Source organism: Crocosphaera sp. Alani8, assembly GCF_038442745.1.
In the GTDB taxonomy this organism is placed as follows: Bacteria; Cyanobacteriota; Cyanobacteriia; order Cyanobacteriales; family Microcystaceae; genus Crocosphaera.
Window position 1 is genome coordinate 1 of sequence record NZ_JARVCN010000292.1, and the last position, 17,373, is coordinate 17,373.

At 37.1% G+C, this 17,373-nt stretch carries 16 protein-coding genes and 1 tRNA gene; 11 read left to right on the forward strand and 6 right to left on the reverse strand.

Annotated elements, in window-relative coordinates; genetic code table 11:
- The first annotated feature begins 71 nt into the window (after positions 1 to 71).
- Positions 72 to 2,399, forward strand: a complete 2,328-nt coding sequence (locus tag P9B04_RS15925; protein ID WP_342055971.1) for a hybrid sensor histidine kinase/response regulator — start codon at positions 72 to 74, stop codon at positions 2,397 to 2,399.
- Between the two features lie 19 nt (positions 2,400 to 2,418).
- Here the strand turns inward: P9B04_RS15925 and P9B04_RS15930 are convergent, their stop codons facing one another.
- Positions 2,419 to 2,880, reverse strand: coding sequence for an SRPBCC family protein (locus tag P9B04_RS15930; protein WP_342055972.1), 462 nt, complete (start codon positions 2,878 to 2,880; stop codon positions 2,419 to 2,421).
- A 98-nt stretch (positions 2,881 to 2,978) separates the two neighbouring features.
- Positions 2,979 to 3,051: transfer RNA gene (locus P9B04_RS15935), tRNA-Glu, on the reverse strand.
- 178 nt (positions 3,052 to 3,229) lie between these two features.
- On the opposite strand from P9B04_RS15935, the gene leuB reads away from it, so the two are divergent.
- The 6 genes from leuB (at position 3,230) to P9B04_RS15965 (ending at position 8,830) form a co-directional block, all read left to right on the forward strand.
- Positions 3,230 to 4,315, forward strand: coding sequence for a 3-isopropylmalate dehydrogenase (gene leuB / locus P9B04_RS15940; protein WP_342055973.1), 1,086 nt, complete (start codon positions 3,230 to 3,232; stop codon positions 4,313 to 4,315).
- 87 nt (positions 4,316 to 4,402) lie between these two features.
- On the forward strand, positions 4,403 to 4,660 hold the full coding sequence (locus P9B04_RS15945; RefSeq protein ID WP_342055974.1) for a hypothetical protein: 258 nt from the start codon (positions 4,403 to 4,405) through the stop codon (positions 4,658 to 4,660).
- 47 nt (positions 4,661 to 4,707) lie between these two features.
- Positions 4,708 to 5,691: an ABC transporter ATP-binding protein gene (locus P9B04_RS15950; protein ID WP_342055975.1), complete on the forward strand. Its 984-nt coding sequence runs from the start codon at positions 4,708 to 4,710 to the stop codon at positions 5,689 to 5,691.
- Between the two features lie 14 nt (positions 5,692 to 5,705).
- Positions 5,706 to 6,491: an ABC transporter permease gene (locus P9B04_RS15955; RefSeq protein WP_342055992.1), complete on the forward strand. Its 786-nt coding sequence runs from the start codon at positions 5,706 to 5,708 to the stop codon at positions 6,489 to 6,491.
- A gap of 35 nt (positions 6,492 to 6,526) precedes the next feature.
- Positions 6,527 to 8,245, forward strand: coding sequence for a GldG family protein (locus P9B04_RS15960; protein ID WP_342055976.1), 1,719 nt, complete (start codon positions 6,527 to 6,529; stop codon positions 8,243 to 8,245).
- 24 nt (positions 8,246 to 8,269) lie between these two features.
- Complete coding sequence (locus P9B04_RS15965; protein ID WP_342055977.1) at positions 8,270 to 8,830, forward strand: DUF4340 domain-containing protein; 561 nt, start codon at positions 8,270 to 8,272, stop codon at positions 8,828 to 8,830.
- A gap of 29 nt (positions 8,831 to 8,859) precedes the next feature.
- Here the strand turns inward: P9B04_RS15965 and P9B04_RS15970 are convergent, their stop codons facing one another.
- Both P9B04_RS15970 and gcvT read right to left on the reverse strand, forming a co-directional pair.
- Positions 8,860 to 10,233, reverse strand: a complete 1,374-nt coding sequence (locus P9B04_RS15970) for a DUF2079 domain-containing protein (RefSeq protein ID WP_342055978.1) — start codon at positions 10,231 to 10,233, stop codon at positions 8,860 to 8,862.
- 84 nt (positions 10,234 to 10,317) lie between these two features.
- Positions 10,318 to 11,427, reverse strand: coding sequence for a glycine cleavage system aminomethyltransferase GcvT (gene gcvT / locus P9B04_RS15975; protein WP_342055979.1), 1,110 nt, complete (start codon positions 11,425 to 11,427; stop codon positions 10,318 to 10,320).
- Between the two features lie 131 nt (positions 11,428 to 11,558).
- On the opposite strand from gcvT, the gene P9B04_RS15980 reads away from it, so the two are divergent.
- Complete coding sequence (locus tag P9B04_RS15980; protein WP_342055993.1) at positions 11,559 to 12,008, forward strand: nitrate reductase associated protein; 450 nt, start codon at positions 11,559 to 11,561, stop codon at positions 12,006 to 12,008.
- A gap of 15 nt (positions 12,009 to 12,023) precedes the next feature.
- On the opposite strand, the gene P9B04_RS15985 is transcribed toward P9B04_RS15980, so the two are convergent.
- Entirely contained in the window at positions 12,024 to 12,827 is an 804-nt protein-coding gene (locus P9B04_RS15985) for a cell division protein FtsQ/DivIB (RefSeq protein ID WP_342055980.1), read from the reverse strand.
- A gap of 199 nt (positions 12,828 to 13,026) precedes the next feature.
- Between P9B04_RS15985 and ctpC the strand changes: the two genes are divergently transcribed.
- The 3 genes from ctpC to P9B04_RS16000 all read left to right on the forward strand — a co-directional run bounded on the left by ctpC (position 13,027) and on the right by P9B04_RS16000 (position 16,352).
- Positions 13,027 to 14,328 (forward strand): carboxyl-terminal processing protease CtpC, encoded by a 1,302-nt coding sequence (gene ctpC / locus P9B04_RS15990; RefSeq protein WP_342055981.1) that lies wholly within the window; start codon positions 13,027 to 13,029, stop codon positions 14,326 to 14,328.
- A 104-nt stretch (positions 14,329 to 14,432) separates the two neighbouring features.
- Positions 14,433 to 15,464 (forward strand): AI-2E family transporter, encoded by a 1,032-nt coding sequence (locus tag P9B04_RS15995; protein WP_342055982.1) that lies wholly within the window; start codon positions 14,433 to 14,435, stop codon positions 15,462 to 15,464.
- Positions 15,465 to 15,479: 15 nt separating this feature from the next.
- Positions 15,480 to 16,352, forward strand: coding sequence for an amino acid ABC transporter substrate-binding protein (locus tag P9B04_RS16000; protein ID WP_342055983.1), 873 nt, complete (start codon positions 15,480 to 15,482; stop codon positions 16,350 to 16,352).
- A gap of 34 nt (positions 16,353 to 16,386) precedes the next feature.
- On the opposite strand, the gene P9B04_RS16005 is transcribed toward P9B04_RS16000, so the two are convergent.
- Positions 16,387 to 17,247 (reverse strand): Ycf66 family protein, encoded by an 861-nt coding sequence (locus P9B04_RS16005; RefSeq protein WP_342055984.1) that lies wholly within the window; start codon positions 17,245 to 17,247, stop codon positions 16,387 to 16,389.
- Positions 17,248 to 17,373 lie beyond the last annotated feature (126 nt).

Here is a 17,373-nt window from a genome sequence, read left to right on the forward strand (position 1 = left end):
CTTTGTCCCCTAACTTTCGGCGAGTCCCCCCAGACTTTTTGAGAAGCTTCATATTATAAATTGAGGAAAATATGAAATTTGAACTAGATGACGTTACCCTTGCCGAAATGACACAAGAAGCACGTCAGTGCTTTTTAGATGAAGATGCACCCGAATATCTTTCTATCTTAAAAATAGAGGTAGAAAAAGGATATGAAAATGCTGATTTTACTGAATTATTGAGGGCTGCACATTCTTTAAAAGGAGGTGCAGGAATGGCTCAGTTATCTAGTATTATGGAACTGTCTCATGGGTTTGAAGATATCTTAGCAATTTTTCAAAAGCACCCTAATGAACGGACCAAAGAAGGTTGGGAGTTGTTAACATCTGTAGTTACTGAAATAACAATTTTATTACATCAAGCAGATGAAGAGAAAGAAATATTTATAGATGCTCAATTATCGAAAAAAATTGCTAATTTTTTAGATTTTTATTCTGCTAAAAATACGAATTATGTCCCAGAGAATGCACCTTATACCAGGCAATTGAAATCAGAAATTGATACCGAAAACAATAATATTTCTAATCACGCAGAAAATTCTTTATCTTCTTTGAATTTACGAATCTCCTCGGAAAGACTAGATATAATGACAAACAAAGTAGAAGAATTATTGGTAATCAGGGAAAGATTGAGACTAAGACAAGAACAATTATCTCAAGTTACTCGAAAAATAAGAAGTATTTCTCGTCAACTTGAACCGATTCAAGAACAAGTACAAAATTTTTATAACCAGTTAGCTATTGCTCCCACTTCTATTGCATTAAATCACCAGGAAGATTTTGATAGTTTAGAATTAGATCAATACACAGAAATACACAGCAGTTTACAAAGCTTTCAAGAATTAATGCTTCAATTTCAAGAAAATTATGCTGATTTGAATCTAATTAATCAAGATGTTTCTGATAATTTAGATGGATTTGAGACGAATATTGACTCCCTTTATAATAACGTAACAGAATGTAGATTAGTTCCGTTTAAAACAATTGCTCAGCGATTTTTGCCCCAAGTACAATCAGTAGCTATTCGCTCTAATAAGTTGGTTAATTTATCTATTCAGGGAGAGAATGTTTTAATTGATAAAATTTTATTAGAGCAGTTACAGGTACCATTATCTCATTTAATTAATAATGCTTTGTCCCACGGTATTGAATTAACATCAGAAAGATTGGCTCATAATAAATCTGAAAATGCTACAATTCAGCTATCTGCAAGCATTGAGAATCACCAGTTAACAATAATTGTTCAGGATGATGGTCAAGGAATTGATTTATATAAGGTTTATCAAAAAGCTAAAGATCAAGACCTTATTTCTTCAAAACTAACCTTTGATAAATTATCCCAAGAATCAATTTTAGAATGGATATTTCACCCACACTTTTCTACTATAGACATAGCTAGTGAATTGGCGGGAAGAGGAGTTGGTTTAGATATTGTTCGCAATAAAATACAAAAACTAAGAGGAACAATTGAAGTCACAAGCGAAGAGAATAAAGGAACTACTTTTACTATTAATATTCCCCTGAATATTAACTTTATGTCCTTATTTTTAATTCGCTGGCAACATCGTCTTCTCGCTATACCTACATCTAGTGTTATAGAAACAATTCCAGTATCAGAATTAGTGTGGCAAAAACCCAATTATTCTCGAGTAAAATGGAGAAATAAATCAATTCCTGTTCTACATTTATCTAAATTATTATCTGACAAAAATAATTGCGATCTTTCTGTAAAATCTCAAGTTGCAATTATCCTAGAAAGTTCTTCCCATCCGTTTTTGGTAATGGTAGATAATCTACTCAGTGAAGAAAAGTTATTAGTTAAATCCTTCGATGAAACGGTAACTTTGCCAACTTACTTACTAGGATGTACTATTCTAGGAGGAGGAGAGATTGTTCCAGTTATCTCACCTCAAGCCTTCACTGTTTTCTCAGAAACAGAATCTAATTTATTATCTCAACAAAATAGATTAAAATCTTTCGATAGAAAAGGAACAATCCTAGTAGCAGAAGACTCTGTGGCTACAAGACGTTTATTAGGAAGAATATTAGAGAAAGTAGGATTTAATGTTATTGTCTGTCGTGATGGACAAGAAGCCGTAGAAAAACTAGAATTACATCAAGGAGGAGTAGATTTAATTATTTCTGATATCGAAATGCCTCGTATTAATGGTTTTGAATTGCTTGAAATGCTCCGTTCCCAACCAGAATATTCCGAGATTCCTATTATTATAGCCTCTTCCAGAACAGCTTCACGTCATCAAGAACAAGGCAAAGAATTAGGAGCGAATGCTTACTTAGGTAAACCCATTCTGGCGAAAACTTTACTCAAAACTATCGAATCTTTTATAACAATTGAATAACTAATTATGTAGATAAATTTTAGCTACATTCCAATCGATAAGTTTCTTCAGCAACCCTTTTTAATCTTCTTAATTGCGCTTTCATATCGTTTTTTGTCCAAACAGCCGCAAACTGATTAAAACCCCAACTGACTAACGGGTTCGGAATTTCAAACTCGAAGCGATTAATTAATTTTGTTCCCCCTTGAGTCGGTTGACATTCCCAGCGATCTCTTCCTCTGAAAAATCCAGTAAATTGCCAAACGATTAACCCTGGTTCCCGTTCAATTACATGACTAATTAATGTTGGATTAATCAATGGAACTTTGATAATGAAACGACTCCTTCCCCCAATCTCTGTACTCCATTCTCGAATGGGTTCACATTTCAAAGCAGGATTCAACCAACGGTGCATCAACTCTAAATCTGTAATACAACGTTCAACCATAGTTGCACTTGCTTTAATGAGAATAACTTGTTCAAAAATTTGGCTTGAAGACATAATTAACTGACCATTGATACAGTAGATAAAAAGGGAGCATACATCCGTACTAAATTACCCACTAAAAAAGAGCAAGCAGGTTAGCTTACTCTTTTTAGTACCCCCAAGGGAAGTCGAATCCCTGTCGCCTCCGTGAAAGGGAGGTGTCCTAGGCCACTAGACGATGGGGGCTTGGTTTTTCTAGACTTTTACTAAGATAACAAGTTTCCTTGTGAGTGTCAAGCGTCCTGAGAAAATTTTTTTAACCGGCTCTTGGTAGGTTAGGATAGTTAGGTGTAAAAGAACAAAATAGAGACTCAAGCGTAGGATTAGCCATCTCTAGGTAAAAAAATTAAACAAACATCGAACTATGACGAGGCAATATAGCATCACCCTACTGCCAGGAGACGGCATAGGCCCTGAGATTTTAGCTGTTACCGTTGATATCCTCAAAGTTGTTGGTAAGCAGTTAGACATCGATTTTCAATTCCAGCAAGCCCTTATTGGTGGGGTAGCCATCGACGAAACAGGCAAACCGCTACCAGAGGAAACCTTGAAGATGTGTCGCAGCAGCGACGCAGTGTTGTTAGCCGCCATTGGGGGTTATAAGTGGGATGATTTACCCCGTGAACAACGACCAGAAACAGGATTATTAGCCATTCGCGCTGGACTCAATCTTTTTGCTAACCTACGGCCAGCGACTATCCTACCGCAGTTAATCGATGCCTCTTCCCTGAAACCAGAAGTTGTACGGGGAGTAGATATCATGGTAGTCAGAGAGTTAACGGGGGGGATTTATTTTGGTCAACCCAAAGGTATTTTTGAGACAGAAAATAAGGAAAAACGAGGGGTCAACACGATGGCTTATACAGAGTCAGAAGTTGACCGTATAGGCAAAGTTGCCTTTGAAACCGCCCAAAAACGCGGTGGTAAGCTTTGTTCTGTGGATAAAGCTAATGTTTTGGATGTTTCTCAACTATGGCGCGATCGCATTACCTCCATGGCTGAAAAATACCCCAGTGTAGAATTGTCTCACCTCTACGTAGACAACGCAGCCATGCAATTAGTCAGGGAACCCAAACAGTTTGATACTATCGTTACGGGTAACTTATTTGGGGATATCCTTTCCGATGCGGCAGCTATGTTAACTGGTAGTATTGGGATGTTGCCTTCTGCTAGTTTGGGTTTAGAAAAACCTGGTTTATTTGAACCTGTTCATGGTTCCGCCCCGGATATCGCAGGAGAGGATAAAGCGAACCCGTTAGCGCAAGTTCTCAGTGCTGCCATGATGCTACGTTACGGGTTAAATGAACCCACAGCAGCCACTAAGCTAGAAAAAGCAGTTTTAGAAGCTTTAGCCCAAGGATACCGCACAGGAGATATTATGTCTTCCGGAATGAAAGCTGTGGGTTGTAAAGAGATGGGGGAAGTTTTATTGAGAATATTGGAATCATAGTTAGGGGTTTTTCCGTCCTTTGATGTGTATTCTTTGCATTGATACATTCAAAACTAACTTCCATAACTTTGTGAGGAAATGACACCTATGACCTATGCACCTCAGATCGACGAGTCCAGACGAAATGGTATGGACTCTACCATTATCTTAGACCCTAACTTATTGCGAGTGGCCCAAAGGATCTATCGAACTTATTGTATGTTACACCCCAGAAACGCCCAACGTCCTTATGGCATCGCTATCCATCGTAAAAGTTATCGAGGACAACTGATTTTTCGTCATAACCCTGTTCTCCTACCTGGGGAATGTTTTGTCACAACCAAGCAACTGGAAATTGAAATTTAGAATGATACTATTTAAGCTCTAATGGATATATTCATATTAATTGCCCTATGATCGAAGTCCAACACCTAAGCAAAATCTACGGTTCAACCCATGCTATTGAAGATGTGGATTTTTACGTTGAAAAAGGGGAAATTTTAGGTTTCTTGGGACCTAATGGTGCAGGAAAAACCACAACTATGCGTATACTTAGTGGTTTCATCCCAGCTAGTGCAGGAACTGCTAAAATTGCGGGGTACGATGTCCACCAACAGTCCCTAGAAGTTAGACGCAACATTGGTTATTTGCCAGAAACCCCTCCTTTATACCTTGACATGACGGTGGAAGGGTTTTTGAAGTTCGTAGCTAGAATTAAAGGATTAAAGGGAAGCGATCGCCAATCTAGGGTAAATTGGTCTATGGAACGCTGCCAACTGCAAGATAAACGTAAGGTTTTAATCCGTAAGCTATCTAAGGGTTATAAGCAACGGGTTGGTATTGCTCAGGCTATCGTTCACGATCCCCCCGTAATTATACTAGACGAGCCTACTGTTGGTCTTGATCCCAAACAAATCATCGAGGTTCGCAACTTGATTAAGAGTCTAGCAGGGGAGCATACCCTGATTTTATCCACCCATATTTTACCAGAGGTGAGTATGACTTGCGATCGTGTTGCTATCATTAACGGTGGTAAAGTGGTTGCTACGGATACCCCTGAGAATTTAATGTCCCATTTAACAGCAAAAGGAGGATATGAAATTGAAGTAGAGGGGGATGTTTTTGCTTTAGAAAAAATGTTAAATAATATTCCTGGCATTAGTCAAGTAGAAATTAAAGATAATAGTCAAAACCAGCGTCATACTTTATTGTTAACCACTGACTCTCATCAGGAAATAGGAAAAGATATTGCTGCTTTAATTATTAATCAAGGGTTAGATTTATACGAAATGAAGCGAACCCGTGCTACTTTGGAAGATGTTTTCTTAAATGTGATTACAGAAGAATCTGCAACGGAAATACAAGAAGAAGCAAAGGATTCTGAACAAACTTTATAACTATTTTAATAATGATGATACTAACTAATTTAACAGCTATTTTTCGTAAAGAATTTCAAAGTTATTTTTCTTCTCCTTTCGCCTATATTATTGCTGCTGTCTTTTGGTTAATTGGGGGCTTCTTTTTCAGTGCTATTCTAGAAGAGATGTTACAAACCCTTTCCTTTTTAGAACAAAGTGGTCAAGTATCTATACCTGTGGATCTTCAAGGTCAATTTATAGAGAGTTTTTTTGGAGTAATTATTTCTTTACTATTGGTGGTGTTACCTGCTTTATCCATGGGACTCTACTCGGAAGAGAGGAAGCGAGGAACTCTTGAATTATTAGCTACCTCTCCTGTGACTAACTGGGTGGTTGCTGTGGGAAAATTGTTGGGGGTTTTAGCATTTTTTATTGTGTTAATGATCCCGTTTTGGATTTACGAAATTATTATTTTTAGCAATGCAAGTCCGCCTATAAATATCAACATTATCTTATTATCTCATGGAGCATTAATTTTAGTTGCTACTGCTATTCTTTCTTTGGGGATGTTTATTTCTTCTTTGACCGATAGTGGAATTTTAGCCTACATTTTGACTTTTGTTTCGATCTTATTTTTATGGATTATGGATGCGATCGCCTCTAATTTACAAGAACCATTTAAAAGTATTTTATCCTATCTTTCTCTTTTCGATCGCTATACAGATTTAGTAAGGGGTGTATTAGACATAAGTAGTTTAGTTTTGTTTACAAGCTATATATTTCTAGGGATCTTTTTAACCGCACAATCAATTGAAGCTTTCCGATTTCAACGTTCTTAAATTTTAACGAAACACCTTAAGAATATTCTTAAAAAATGAACAAAATAAGCAATTATAAAATAATCTTCAAATACCTTTTTATTCCTGGACTAATTTTAACCTTTGCTGGTTTAGTTCCTATTGTTATAACTCAGAATCAAACTGTACTTTATTTAACTTTGGTGATATTGGGAGGGATATTTTTATTTATCTGGTTAATTTATTTATTAGTCACAGGAAGAAGTTTTTGGCAAAAAAGATCCACCCAAACAGGAACAAATGCTTTTATTGCGACTGTCTCTTTACTGGCAATTTTAGCGTTAATTAATTTTATTGCTGTTCGATATTCTCCTCGTATTGACTTAACAGAAACTCAGCTATATACATTATCATTAGAAACTCAAGAAATTGTTAAAAACCTAGATCAACCAACTAAAGTCTATCTATTTGACAAAGAAATAACCCCCCAAGACGAAGACTTATTAGAAAATTATCAACGTTATAATAATAACTTTCAATTTGAAGTTATCGATCCAGATATCAAAGTTAACCTCACTCAACAGTTTAATGTTCAATCATTAGGAGATGTTTATTTAGAATACGAAGATAAAAAACAATTGGTACAAACCTTGATTAGTTTTAATCAAAGAGAACCCTTATCAGAAATAGAACTAACCAATGCGATCGCTAGGATTCAGAAAGATTATATCCCAAAAATTTACCTATTAGAAGGACACGGAGAATATTCCCTAGAACCCTCTCCCGAAGGGAGTTTATCAGAAGCAAGCAAAAGTCTTGAAAGTAAAGGATATGAAATTAACTCCCTAAATATAGTAGAAAATGGTGGTATTCCTGATGATACTGATGTGATTATTATTGCTAGTCCAAAACGAGAATTGTTTGAGCAAGAAGTAACAGTATTAAAAGAATATTTAGACCAAGGAGGTAGCGCACTTTTACTCCTAGATCCTAACATAGATCCAGGATTAGAACCAATACTAAAAGACTGGGGAATTGAGTTAGATAATCGTATTATTATAGACGGTTCAGGTTCAGGAAGTATTGTAGGTTTAGGACCGACAACTCCCTTTATTACCAACTACGGAAACCATCCTATCACAGAAGAGTTTGCTAATAGTATTTCCTTCTACCCTTTATCCCGCCCGGTTGATACTGTCGAAGTTGAAAATGTGGAAGCAACCTCTTTATTAGTTACTAACGACCAAATGTGGGCCGAAAGTGATTTAGAATCAGAAGAAGTTATTTTTGATCCTCAAGAGGATATATCAGGACCGTTTGATTTAGGAGTAGCATTAACTCGTACCATTGTTCCAGAAATAGTTAAGGATACAACAACAGAAAGTAATATTGTAGAAGAAGAAAGCAAAGATGAAATAAACAATACAGTAAATAATCAACCTGATTCAAACATCAATGAAACAGAAAATAATGATAATCCTGAACCTAAAGAAGAGGAACAAAATAGTGATTCTGAAGATCAACAAATAGAGTCTCGTTTAGTGGTTATTGGCAATTCAACTTTTGCAACTAATAATCTATTTAATCAACAATTAAATGGAGATGTGTTCTTAAACACTGTACAATGGTTGAGCAATCAGGACGAACAAATTCTATCTATTCGTCCCAAAGAAGCAAAAGATAGAAGACTTAATTTATCGCCTTTACAAGCTAATATAGTTACTATCTTGTCCTTGGGTGTTTTTCCATTATTAGGTTTAGTTGTTGCTGGAATAACCTGGTGGCGAAGAAGATAACAATTGATAACAAATAGGTTAATTATGAAACTACAAAAGACGACTTTAATTTTATTAGTAATAGCTGCTACATTGGGTATAGGAGTATATATTTACGAATTCCAAATTAACCCCAAAAGTGAAGAAGTTACCAACAACAATAAACAATTATTTACTTTTGAGGAAAAAGATATCAAAGCATTAACAATTGAAACTAGAGATGTTACTTATGAATTTGAAAAAACCACCGATGAAAATCAACCTTGGCAAATGAAAACCCCTCAAGATACTGTTGCTAACGATGCTGTTATTGCCTTTTTAACTAATCTTTTAGCTAATAGTGAAAGCGAGAGAACATTAACAGTTCCTAGTAGTCAGAAAAAAGAGTACGGTTTAGATAAACCATTAGGAACAATTACCGTAGAACTTGATAATAAGGAACAACATACAATTGTTATAGGTCAAACAAATTTTCAGGGAGAACTATTATATGCTCAAATTGATCCTCTTCCTTCGTCCGAATCAGAAATTACAATCAAGTTAATTCCGAAAAATTTTCAGTATGCAGTAGATAGGAACCCAGAAGAATGGACTAAAAATAATTGATCAGTTAACTATAAGAACTTTTTAAAAACTTATTTTATGAACAAAACCACACCATTTTTCTGATAATTTAATTCAAAATCATCACTATTGTTTAGTTCTCTGACCAAATTATTAACAGTATCTTGAGAATTTTCCCATCCTGGATAACGAGTATTTAGCAATATATAATCGTAGTTTTTTATGTTAATAGGTTCTCGATCTTTAATAGCTAATTTGATAATACTACGATGAGTTAAATGGGGGGAAATTTGTGGAGACGTTAGCACTTTTACCTCATGGGGTACTAATTTAACTGCTTCTCTCATAGCTAATAGGGTTTCTCTTTGTTCTAAATACCGAGAAGTAAAGTAACCATATTTTCCCAACGCCAAAAAAGCTATTAATGACCAAAGTGTAATATATTTAGGATTACGAATTAACCCTTTATTTGCTGCTAAAGTTGCTATAACTGAGATCAACAAAAAAGGTAATATAGGAATAGAATATTGATGCACTAAGTCTTTTTGTGGTTGGTAATCTGTCAACAAATTTAAAATTAATGCAGGAGTCGCCGCTACCAATGGACTCAAATAACGGATATTTAAACCCCAAATAAGAGGAATAAATAATAAGATAATATACTCTAGGTTTACTAAAGTAAAAAGGCGACCTAAAATAAGATTAGGTTGCAAAATTAAATTAGTTATAATTTCTGTTACCGAGTCCCCTAAAAAAGAATAACGTCCTACCGCAGCTACTTCGTCTCCGCTAAAGAAAGGGATAATTAACTGTGTGGTGATAATAAACCAGGATGTACCTAAAAAAAGCGATAAAAGTCCATATTTTTTTCTATTTTCAAAGAATAATAACCAGATTCCCATTGCTGCAACCGTTAACGATAAGACCGCTTTACAACTTAGAATTAAGACAATAGCAAAAGTAAACTGTAAAAAATTCTTCGATCTTCCTGCTAATACTGCCCAAAAAATTGCAGGTAAAGCAATCACCTCTGAATGAAAATCAAATAGATTAACGTTAAAAATTAAAGGATAAAGTAAATAAACCCCAACTAAACATAAGGCTAAATTATCTTTTAATCCTGCTTGTTTAGACAACAACCATAATGGGATAATAGATAAAGCTAAAGCCAACCCTTGAATTAAAAATAGCCAATGTACATTAGGATAAATAATATAAAATAAAGCCAAGGGATAAAAAATAAAAGCAGCATGATCCCCTAAAATATGATCATCAGAAAAGGAAACAATGGGGGGCTTTCCTTGACTAATTAAATAGAGGGATTGATCAAACCATCCCAAGTCTAGAGCATTAGATTGAAATAACCAATGACGTAAACTGGAACAAAAAAATAAAACCAAACTGCTAATACAAAATATTAACCATAATAGACGGGGAATTTTCATAGTTAAGTTGATGAATTGGAAACAAGGACTACCGATATTAGATAATTATCGAAAACATTCTGTTCCCTATTCCCCGTCACACAATCAACGATTTATAGACTTATAAAAAGGCTTTTTGACCACTTTAGCCGGGTAAAACTTCCCCCTAATTTCTACTTCCACCGTTGTTCCTTTCTTGCTTAACCCAGTAGGAACATAAGCTAAAGCGATCGCTTTTCCCACCGTCGGGGCTAAAGTTCCGCTTGTCACCTCCCCCACAATATTGCCCCCAGAAGCCACCGAATAGCCATGACGGGCAATATGTCTTCCTTCCATTTGTAACCCCACTAAACGCCGTTTAACCCCTTCTGTGGCTTGTTTTTCCAGAACTTCTCGCCCGATAAACTGCTCTTTTTTATCCAAATGCACCAGCCATTTTAATCCTGCTTCTAGGGGAGTGGTACGATCGTCGATATCTTGACCGTATAAACACATAGCAGCTTCCAAACGCAGGGTATCCCTTGCACCTAAACCGCAGGGAGTGACCCCAGTTTCCAGTAGAGATCGCCATAATTTTTGTCCCCCTTCCGAGGGTATCATGACCTCAAAACCATCCTCTCCAGTGTAACCCGTGCGCGCGATGAAGGCAGGGAAACCCAGTACCTGGGTTTCCCTATGACCAAAAAAAGATAGTTGTGTTAAATCTGCCTCCACCAAAGGCTGTAATTTTTCCACCGTTTGGGGTCCTTGTATGGCTAATAAAACGTTTTCTGAAGAGACATCCTTAAAATCAACATTAGTTGCCTCTAAATGAGATAAAATCCACTTTTTATCCTTATCCTTGGTCCCTGCGTTGGCGATAATAACCGCTTTTTCTGCCCCTTGACAGTAAACAATAATATCATCGATGATGCCCCCTTCAGGGTTCAATAATACGGTATATTGAGCTTCACCTGGACTTAACCGACTCAAATCGGAAGGAACTAAGGATTGCAACGCAGAAATCAACCCTTTTCCCTCTAAAGTAAACTTACCCATGTGAGAAATATCAAACATCCCCACTTCGTTTCTTACTGTTTGATGTTCTAATTTTAGCCCAGTAAACTGTACCGGCATTTGCCAACCAGAAAACGCTGTCATTTTTGCTTTCTGTTTTACAATGAGATCGTATAAGGGAGTACGCAAAAGAGGATCAGAAACGTTAGAATTGGCCACAGGAATTTATTAATAATTAGCTAGATACATTTTACCCGAGTTTGAGATCAAGTAGCTTATAAACCAGTAGGAACGTCAGCTATTGAAAGAGAACTCAATTAGTCAATTCTACTTAATAAGTATCAGATATGATGGCTCATTTTTTTCGATTTGAACAAGAATTTATCGACTCTTTGCACTGCATTCCCATGATTGTCCGTTTCAAGTTAGATACCTGTGGGGTAAAACTAAAATTAATCCACTGGAATCAGTTTACTTCCCAAGAAAAACAAGTGTTAATTAACATGGCTTGTGAAACCACCGAAGAAGTGAAATTATATCGAGATTTTTTACAAACTTTAGTCTCCGAAAAAACAGGAAATCCTGCCAAAAATTTACCCATCGAGGAGAATCCACCTTGGTTAAATTCCGAGCTTATTCCTGAAGAAATTCAAGAAAAAGCAAGTCAATTTAACAAACAAATCACCTTAGAACAATGGCAAAAACTAACACCATTGCAACGATTTGCCCTCATTAAATTAAGCCGTCCTAGTCACGAAAATAGTAACTTTTTTCCTGCTTTAAAAGAGTTTAATTTATAGTCTCAATGTAGCCGTTTACTCAGGGGACTTTGGAGGAATATCCTTAAGATGAACCGAAGGAGCATCCGGTTTGGATAAATCTATATAAATTATTCTTTCCTTGGCAACCTGAGAAGACAATTTACGCAGTTTAGCCAACCCTTGAATTTGCTCAATAAAACGCTCCCTATTGAGATAGGTTCCGCAATGCACTTTTCCCAAAGCAGTGTGTAAAATTAGATTACTGGGATCACGCCAATCCAGTGCCGTAATTTCAATAGTAGAATTAACAACTAAAGGGTAAATAGTTTCCCAATAGCTTAAACTTTGTCGAGTCAACCCCAACACCTTGAATTTCACAGACGGTTGAACTTTAGCCCCCTGGTAGAATCTCTCAGGAATCCAAACCCCCTGATTATCTATAAAGCCAACTTCTCTGCCCATAGTTGCTTTAGCCACAGGCTCTCTTTCTTCTACCATAATGGTAACTTCTGGAGGCAGTAACTCCCGAGTTAAATAGACGGTTTCAATAGGAGGTTGACTTTCTAGTTTTTGCCTCAAACGATGAATCGGTAACTTCCAAATTAGGGTAGGATAACTCATACCAAGCATGGTGTGAATTTGCTCTTCATGCAGCTGCTCATTACCCAGAATTTTAATTTGTGATTTTTCTTGAATTAGCCAATGGGGTAAATTGACACCCCAGACTAACCCTCCCGTGACACCACAGAGAAAAAGAAATCGCCACACTCCTTGCCATCCTTTTAAACGGCGTTGATTACGCAGAGTTTTACTTCGATTTTGGAGAGAATCAGTAGGAGTCAATGTACTATCTGTCATAAGATTTATCTAATCACCATGAAGACAATGCTATTATTATTGTGATGCCTACTCTATGGAAAAATAACTCGGTAGAACGAGTAATTTAAGTCAAGCGGCAAAAGTCTAAGATATACTGAGTTAAAACCAACCAGACAAGTTCCTGTCATAGAGTCAGCACTCGTTTGTTATAGAAGTTTCATAAACACACACTTAGCTTATGGTCAATTACAAAAAAGGGTTAGTTCTTGGTGCAACTGCCGCAGTTTTAACCACCATCGCCGTTACAGGGGCAGGGTTACGACTTCCCCGCAGCGTTGCTTCTCTTCAAGATAATCCTAAGAAATTAGTGGACGAAGTCTGGCAAGTTATTAATGATACTTATGTTGATGCTACCTTTAACCAAGTAGATTGGCTCGCAGTTCGCCAGAAATACGTTGGAAGTTCTAAAACTTATAACAGCAATCAGGAAGCTTACAAAGCGATTCGGGAGATGTTAGAACAATTGGGTGATCCCTACACCCGTTTCATGGACCCCGAAGAGTTCAAGAATATGCAGATTGATACCTCCGGAGAATTAACCGGCGTGGGTATTCAAATTACTAAGGATGAAGAAACCAAAGAATTGACCGTTGTTGCTCCTATAGAAGATACTCCTGCTTTTGAAGCGGGAATTCTGGCTAAAGATGTGATTACTAAAATTAACGGCAAAACCACCGAAGGGATGGAGGTAGAAGATGCCGTTAAACTTATTCGTGGTAAACCAGGAAGCAAAGTTACCCTAACCATTCGTCGCGCTAACCAAGAAATTAACTATCCCATCGTCAGAGCGCGCATCGAACTCCATCCAGTTAAAGCAAGCATCAAAGAAACTCCTTCCGGTAAAGTGGGTTATATCCGCTTGACTCAGTTTAGCGCACAGGCCAGCCAAGAAATGCGTGCCGCTATTCGTGAGGCAGAAGGGGCCAAGGTAAAGGGTTATATTCTTGACTTACGCTCCAATCCAGGAGGACTTCTCTACTCTAGTGTGGAAATCGCTCGGATGTGGCTCGATCAAGGTCGAATCGTATCGACGGTAAGTCGTAACGGAGAAGTGGAAGCGCAACGGGCCACAAATCGCGCTTTAACCGATAAACCTCTCGTTATCATGGTGGATGGTGGTTCTGCCAGTGCCAGTGAAATTCTTTCAGGAGCTTTACAAGATAACGATCGCGCAACTTTAGTGGGAACTAAAACCTTTGGGAAAGGGTTGGTGCAGTCTGTTCGACGTTTAGGTGATGGTACATCGGGACTAGCTGTAACCATTGCTAAATATTTAACCCCCAATGGTCGAGACATCAACAAACAGGGAATTGACCCCGATATCTTGGTAGAATTAACCGAGGAAGAAAGAAAAGAACTTCAACAACAACGGGATAGAATTGGAGACTTTGGTGATCCTCAATTCGATAAGGCCTACGAAGTCCTCGAACAAGAAATTGCTAAGTCTGGTGGTACCAACGCCCGTGGTGCTGTGCGATAGCTTTGAATAATCAAAATAAATATGACTATGACAGGAAGAAGGGTTGCTTTCTTCCTTTTTTTTGTTTGTAATATAAAAGATATCGTTAGGCTTCTTATAATTCCATGAATTTTGGTAAATGGCTTGGGTTATCTAGTTTCATAATCTCCTGTTATATTCTTTGGGAAATTAGACAGGTATTATTATTAGTATTTACGGCAGTTGTTTTTGCAACGGCGTTAAATCGATTGGTGAAATTGCTGAGAAAGTTTAACATTGGACGAAATTTCGCCATCACAATCATTGTTATTGCTATCATTTTTTTGAGTATTTTATTTGGCTGGTTAGTGGTTCCCCCTTTTATCGACCAGTTTGAAAAATTACTAGAATTATTACCCAATGTTTGGGAAAGGCTACGGAATAATTTAATTTCATTATCAGAGACACAAAGTCGTTTTGATTGGTTGCCTCCCCCTCCTTCTTTAAGCGATTTATTAACCCGTTTACAACCTCTATTAACGGAAGTTTTTGCCAACTTTTTCACTGTTTTTTCTAATTCTTTGCTAGTTATATTACAGGTAGTTTTTGTTTTTTTCTTGACAATAACAATGGTAATAAATCCGCAAAACTATCGTAGTATATTTTTGAAACTCTTTCCATCTTTTTACCGCAAACGAGGGGAAGAAATTTTGGATCTATCGGAAGTAGCATTGGGAAATTGGTTAACAGGAGTTACTATTAATTGTCTATTTATTGGGACTCTAAGTGGAATAGGGTTGTTGGTATTACAGGTTAAATTAGTGTTAGTTCATGCTTTATTAGCAGGATTACTCAATTTTATTCCCAATGTGGGTCCTGCTACCAGTGTTGTTTTTCCCTTAATGGTGGCTTTATTGGATAAACCTTGGAAAATTTGGGCAATTTTAATCTGGTATTTTATTATTCAGAATATTGAAAGTTATTGGTTAACCCCCACTGTTATGGCCAAAAAAGTTTCCTTGCTTCCTGCGGTAACATTGATGGCGCAAATCTTTTTTGCTCAAACCTTTGGTATATTAGGATTGTTGTTAGCTCTCCCCCTAGCGGTTGTGGCTAAAACTTGGATTGAAGAAGTTTTATTTAAAGATATTTTAGATCCTTGGGATTCTGTTGTTTAGGAATAGGAAAAAACCATGAAAAAATTCAAATTTTCTGGAATAATTATTAATGTCTTTTTATTATTTTTTTCTAGTTCACCCACTTATGGTCAAGAAGAAACTGTCCTAGAGAGAATTCAAGAAACAGGTTTATTGAAAGTTGGGATTAGAGAAGATGCAGTACCTTTTGGTTATCGAGATGTTAACGGAGAATTAGACGGATTATGTTTAGATTTTATTGGGGTTCTCAGAGAACAGCTTCAACAAAAATTGGACAAGCAAGCTATTGCAATTAAATTGTACAAGTCAACCCTGTTTAATCGCTTTGAATTAGTTAGCGATCGCATTGTAGACATAGAATGCGGACCTAATACTATTCGGGAACTCCCTGAATATCAAGTACAATTTTCTTCCCCCTTTTTCCTAACAGGAACTCAATTATTAGTTAGCACCGAAAAAGTAAAAGGTATCAACACTAACGGCAGTTTAGAAGGGGTTAATATTGGGGTTTTGAGAAATACCACCAACGAACAATTAATGGCTGACACATACCCTCTAGCTAATTTAGTACAGTTTCAAGGCGCAACTGGTAGATACCGAGGAATACAAGCATTGCAAGGGGACAAAATCGATGCTTTTGCTAGTGATGGTATTCTCTTAGTTGGAGAAGCATTGATCCAAAATCTAAGATTGGGTCCGGATTTCGTTTTAGTCCCCAAAAATCCTATCGACTGTGAAGAATACGGTCTAATTTTGCCCGACAATGATCCTCAATGGTTGAATTTTATTGATTCGATCATCAGGAATTCATCAGTTAGAAATCTTTATTCAGAATGGTTCGGAGAAATTTCACCACAAATCGAAGCTATTGAATCGTTTTGTCGAGAATTAAATGAGGATCTTGAGTAAGCATAAATTTGACTTTGGAGTTTAGAATATCATCTTATTGTGATTTTTTTTCCTCTTCATTTTCCTCAGTTTCCTCATCGCTTTCCTTTTCTACAGGTTGATCACTAGCTTCTTCCGTAGAATCAGACTCAGAAAGTTCAATTTTAGGTTTGTATTCTTCGATGAGAGTTTCTGCATCATCGTCAGCCATATAAGGTTCAAATTCGGTAACATATTCTTCGAGACTTTCTGTCATTTGAGAAGTGTTAGTTTCATTTGATTCTTCTGACTCAACCTCAGTTGTTTCTGTCAGGGTTTCAGTGGTAATGGTTTCTGTTTCTTCCTCAATTTCTGAAACCTCATCATCATCATCATCCCAGTTACTTTCTTCGAGATCGGTTTCTGTATCGGTTGAAGTGACTACCGGTTCACTAGTTTCTGGGGATGTCTCAACCTCTGAGACAGTCTCTGTTTCTGATTCAGTGGTTTTTGTTTCAGTTTCAGCAGCAACTGCAGTTTCTTCTGATGTAGTTTCTGTCTCTGTTTCTTGTTTTTCCTCTGACGTTTCACCCCCATCCGGTGTCACAGGGGTTGATGATTTCTGAAAACGGTTTTGCACCCAACTGAGAACAGAAAATCCCCGAATGTCGGTTTTATCATCTGGATGAGCGATCGCCCGTCTTAGGCGTAAAGTTTGCCAACCTAAGGATAACACTAGCGTCACAGCGGCACTCTGCCCTAACAGTACACCTCCTGTCATTCTTCCTGCACAAACCCAGAGGACGAGTGCGTAAAATAAACCAACACCACTCCAGAGAAAATCGTCCTTTCGGTGTAATTCAGGGAGGAAAAAAGCGGACAAATACAGACTTAAACTTGCAAGGCCAACAGCGATCGCTAGGATGTATGCCAACATCTGTAGGTTACTCCTTTGGTGGTTTATATTCTTTATTGTGAGGCATATTGACCCCCAATGCTCACCCATTTATGAGAAAGATTTGTTTTCAAGTGCGTTAGATTAGTCACAAATTCTTTTTGAACC

Bases quoted from the DNA above. Each gene is read 5' to 3' on its own strand.
- P9B04_RS15930 (WP_342055972.1), bottom strand. From the start codon at position 2,880: ATGTCTTCAAGCCAAATTTTTGAACAAGTTATTCTCATTAAAGCAAGT.
- P9B04_RS15960 (WP_342055976.1), top strand. From the start codon at position 6,527: ATGAACAAAATAAGCAATTATAAAATAATCTTCAAATACCTTTTTATT.
- P9B04_RS16000 (WP_342055983.1), top strand. From the start codon at position 15,480: ATGAAAAAATTCAAATTTTCTGGAATAATTATTAATGTCTTTTTATTA.
- P9B04_RS15950 (WP_342055975.1), top strand. From the start codon at position 4,708: ATGATCGAAGTCCAACACCTAAGCAAAATCTACGGTTCAACCCATGCT.
- P9B04_RS15955 (WP_342055992.1), top strand. From the start codon at position 5,706: ATGATACTAACTAATTTAACAGCTATTTTTCGTAAAGAATTTCAAAGT.
- P9B04_RS15970 (WP_342055978.1), bottom strand. From the start codon at position 10,233: ATGAAAATTCCCCGTCTATTATGGTTAATATTTTGTATTAGCAGTTTG.
- P9B04_RS16005 (WP_342055984.1), bottom strand. From the start codon at position 17,247: ATGTTGGCATACATCCTAGCGATCGCTGTTGGCCTTGCAAGTTTAAGT.
- P9B04_RS15980 (WP_342055993.1), top strand. From the start codon at position 11,559: ATGGCTCATTTTTTTCGATTTGAACAAGAATTTATCGACTCTTTGCAC.
- leuB (WP_342055973.1), top strand. From the start codon at position 3,230: ATGACGAGGCAATATAGCATCACCCTACTGCCAGGAGACGGCATAGGC.
- P9B04_RS15925 (WP_342055971.1), top strand. From the start codon at position 72: ATGAAATTTGAACTAGATGACGTTACCCTTGCCGAAATGACACAAGAA.
- P9B04_RS15995 (WP_342055982.1), top strand. From the start codon at position 14,433: ATGAATTTTGGTAAATGGCTTGGGTTATCTAGTTTCATAATCTCCTGT.
- ctpC (WP_342055981.1), top strand. From the start codon at position 13,027: ATGGTCAATTACAAAAAAGGGTTAGTTCTTGGTGCAACTGCCGCAGTT.
- P9B04_RS15985 (WP_342055980.1), bottom strand. From the start codon at position 12,827: ATGACAGATAGTACATTGACTCCTACTGATTCTCTCCAAAATCGAAGT.
- P9B04_RS15945 (WP_342055974.1), top strand. From the start codon at position 4,403: ATGACCTATGCACCTCAGATCGACGAGTCCAGACGAAATGGTATGGAC.
- P9B04_RS15965 (WP_342055977.1), top strand. From the start codon at position 8,270: ATGAAACTACAAAAGACGACTTTAATTTTATTAGTAATAGCTGCTACA.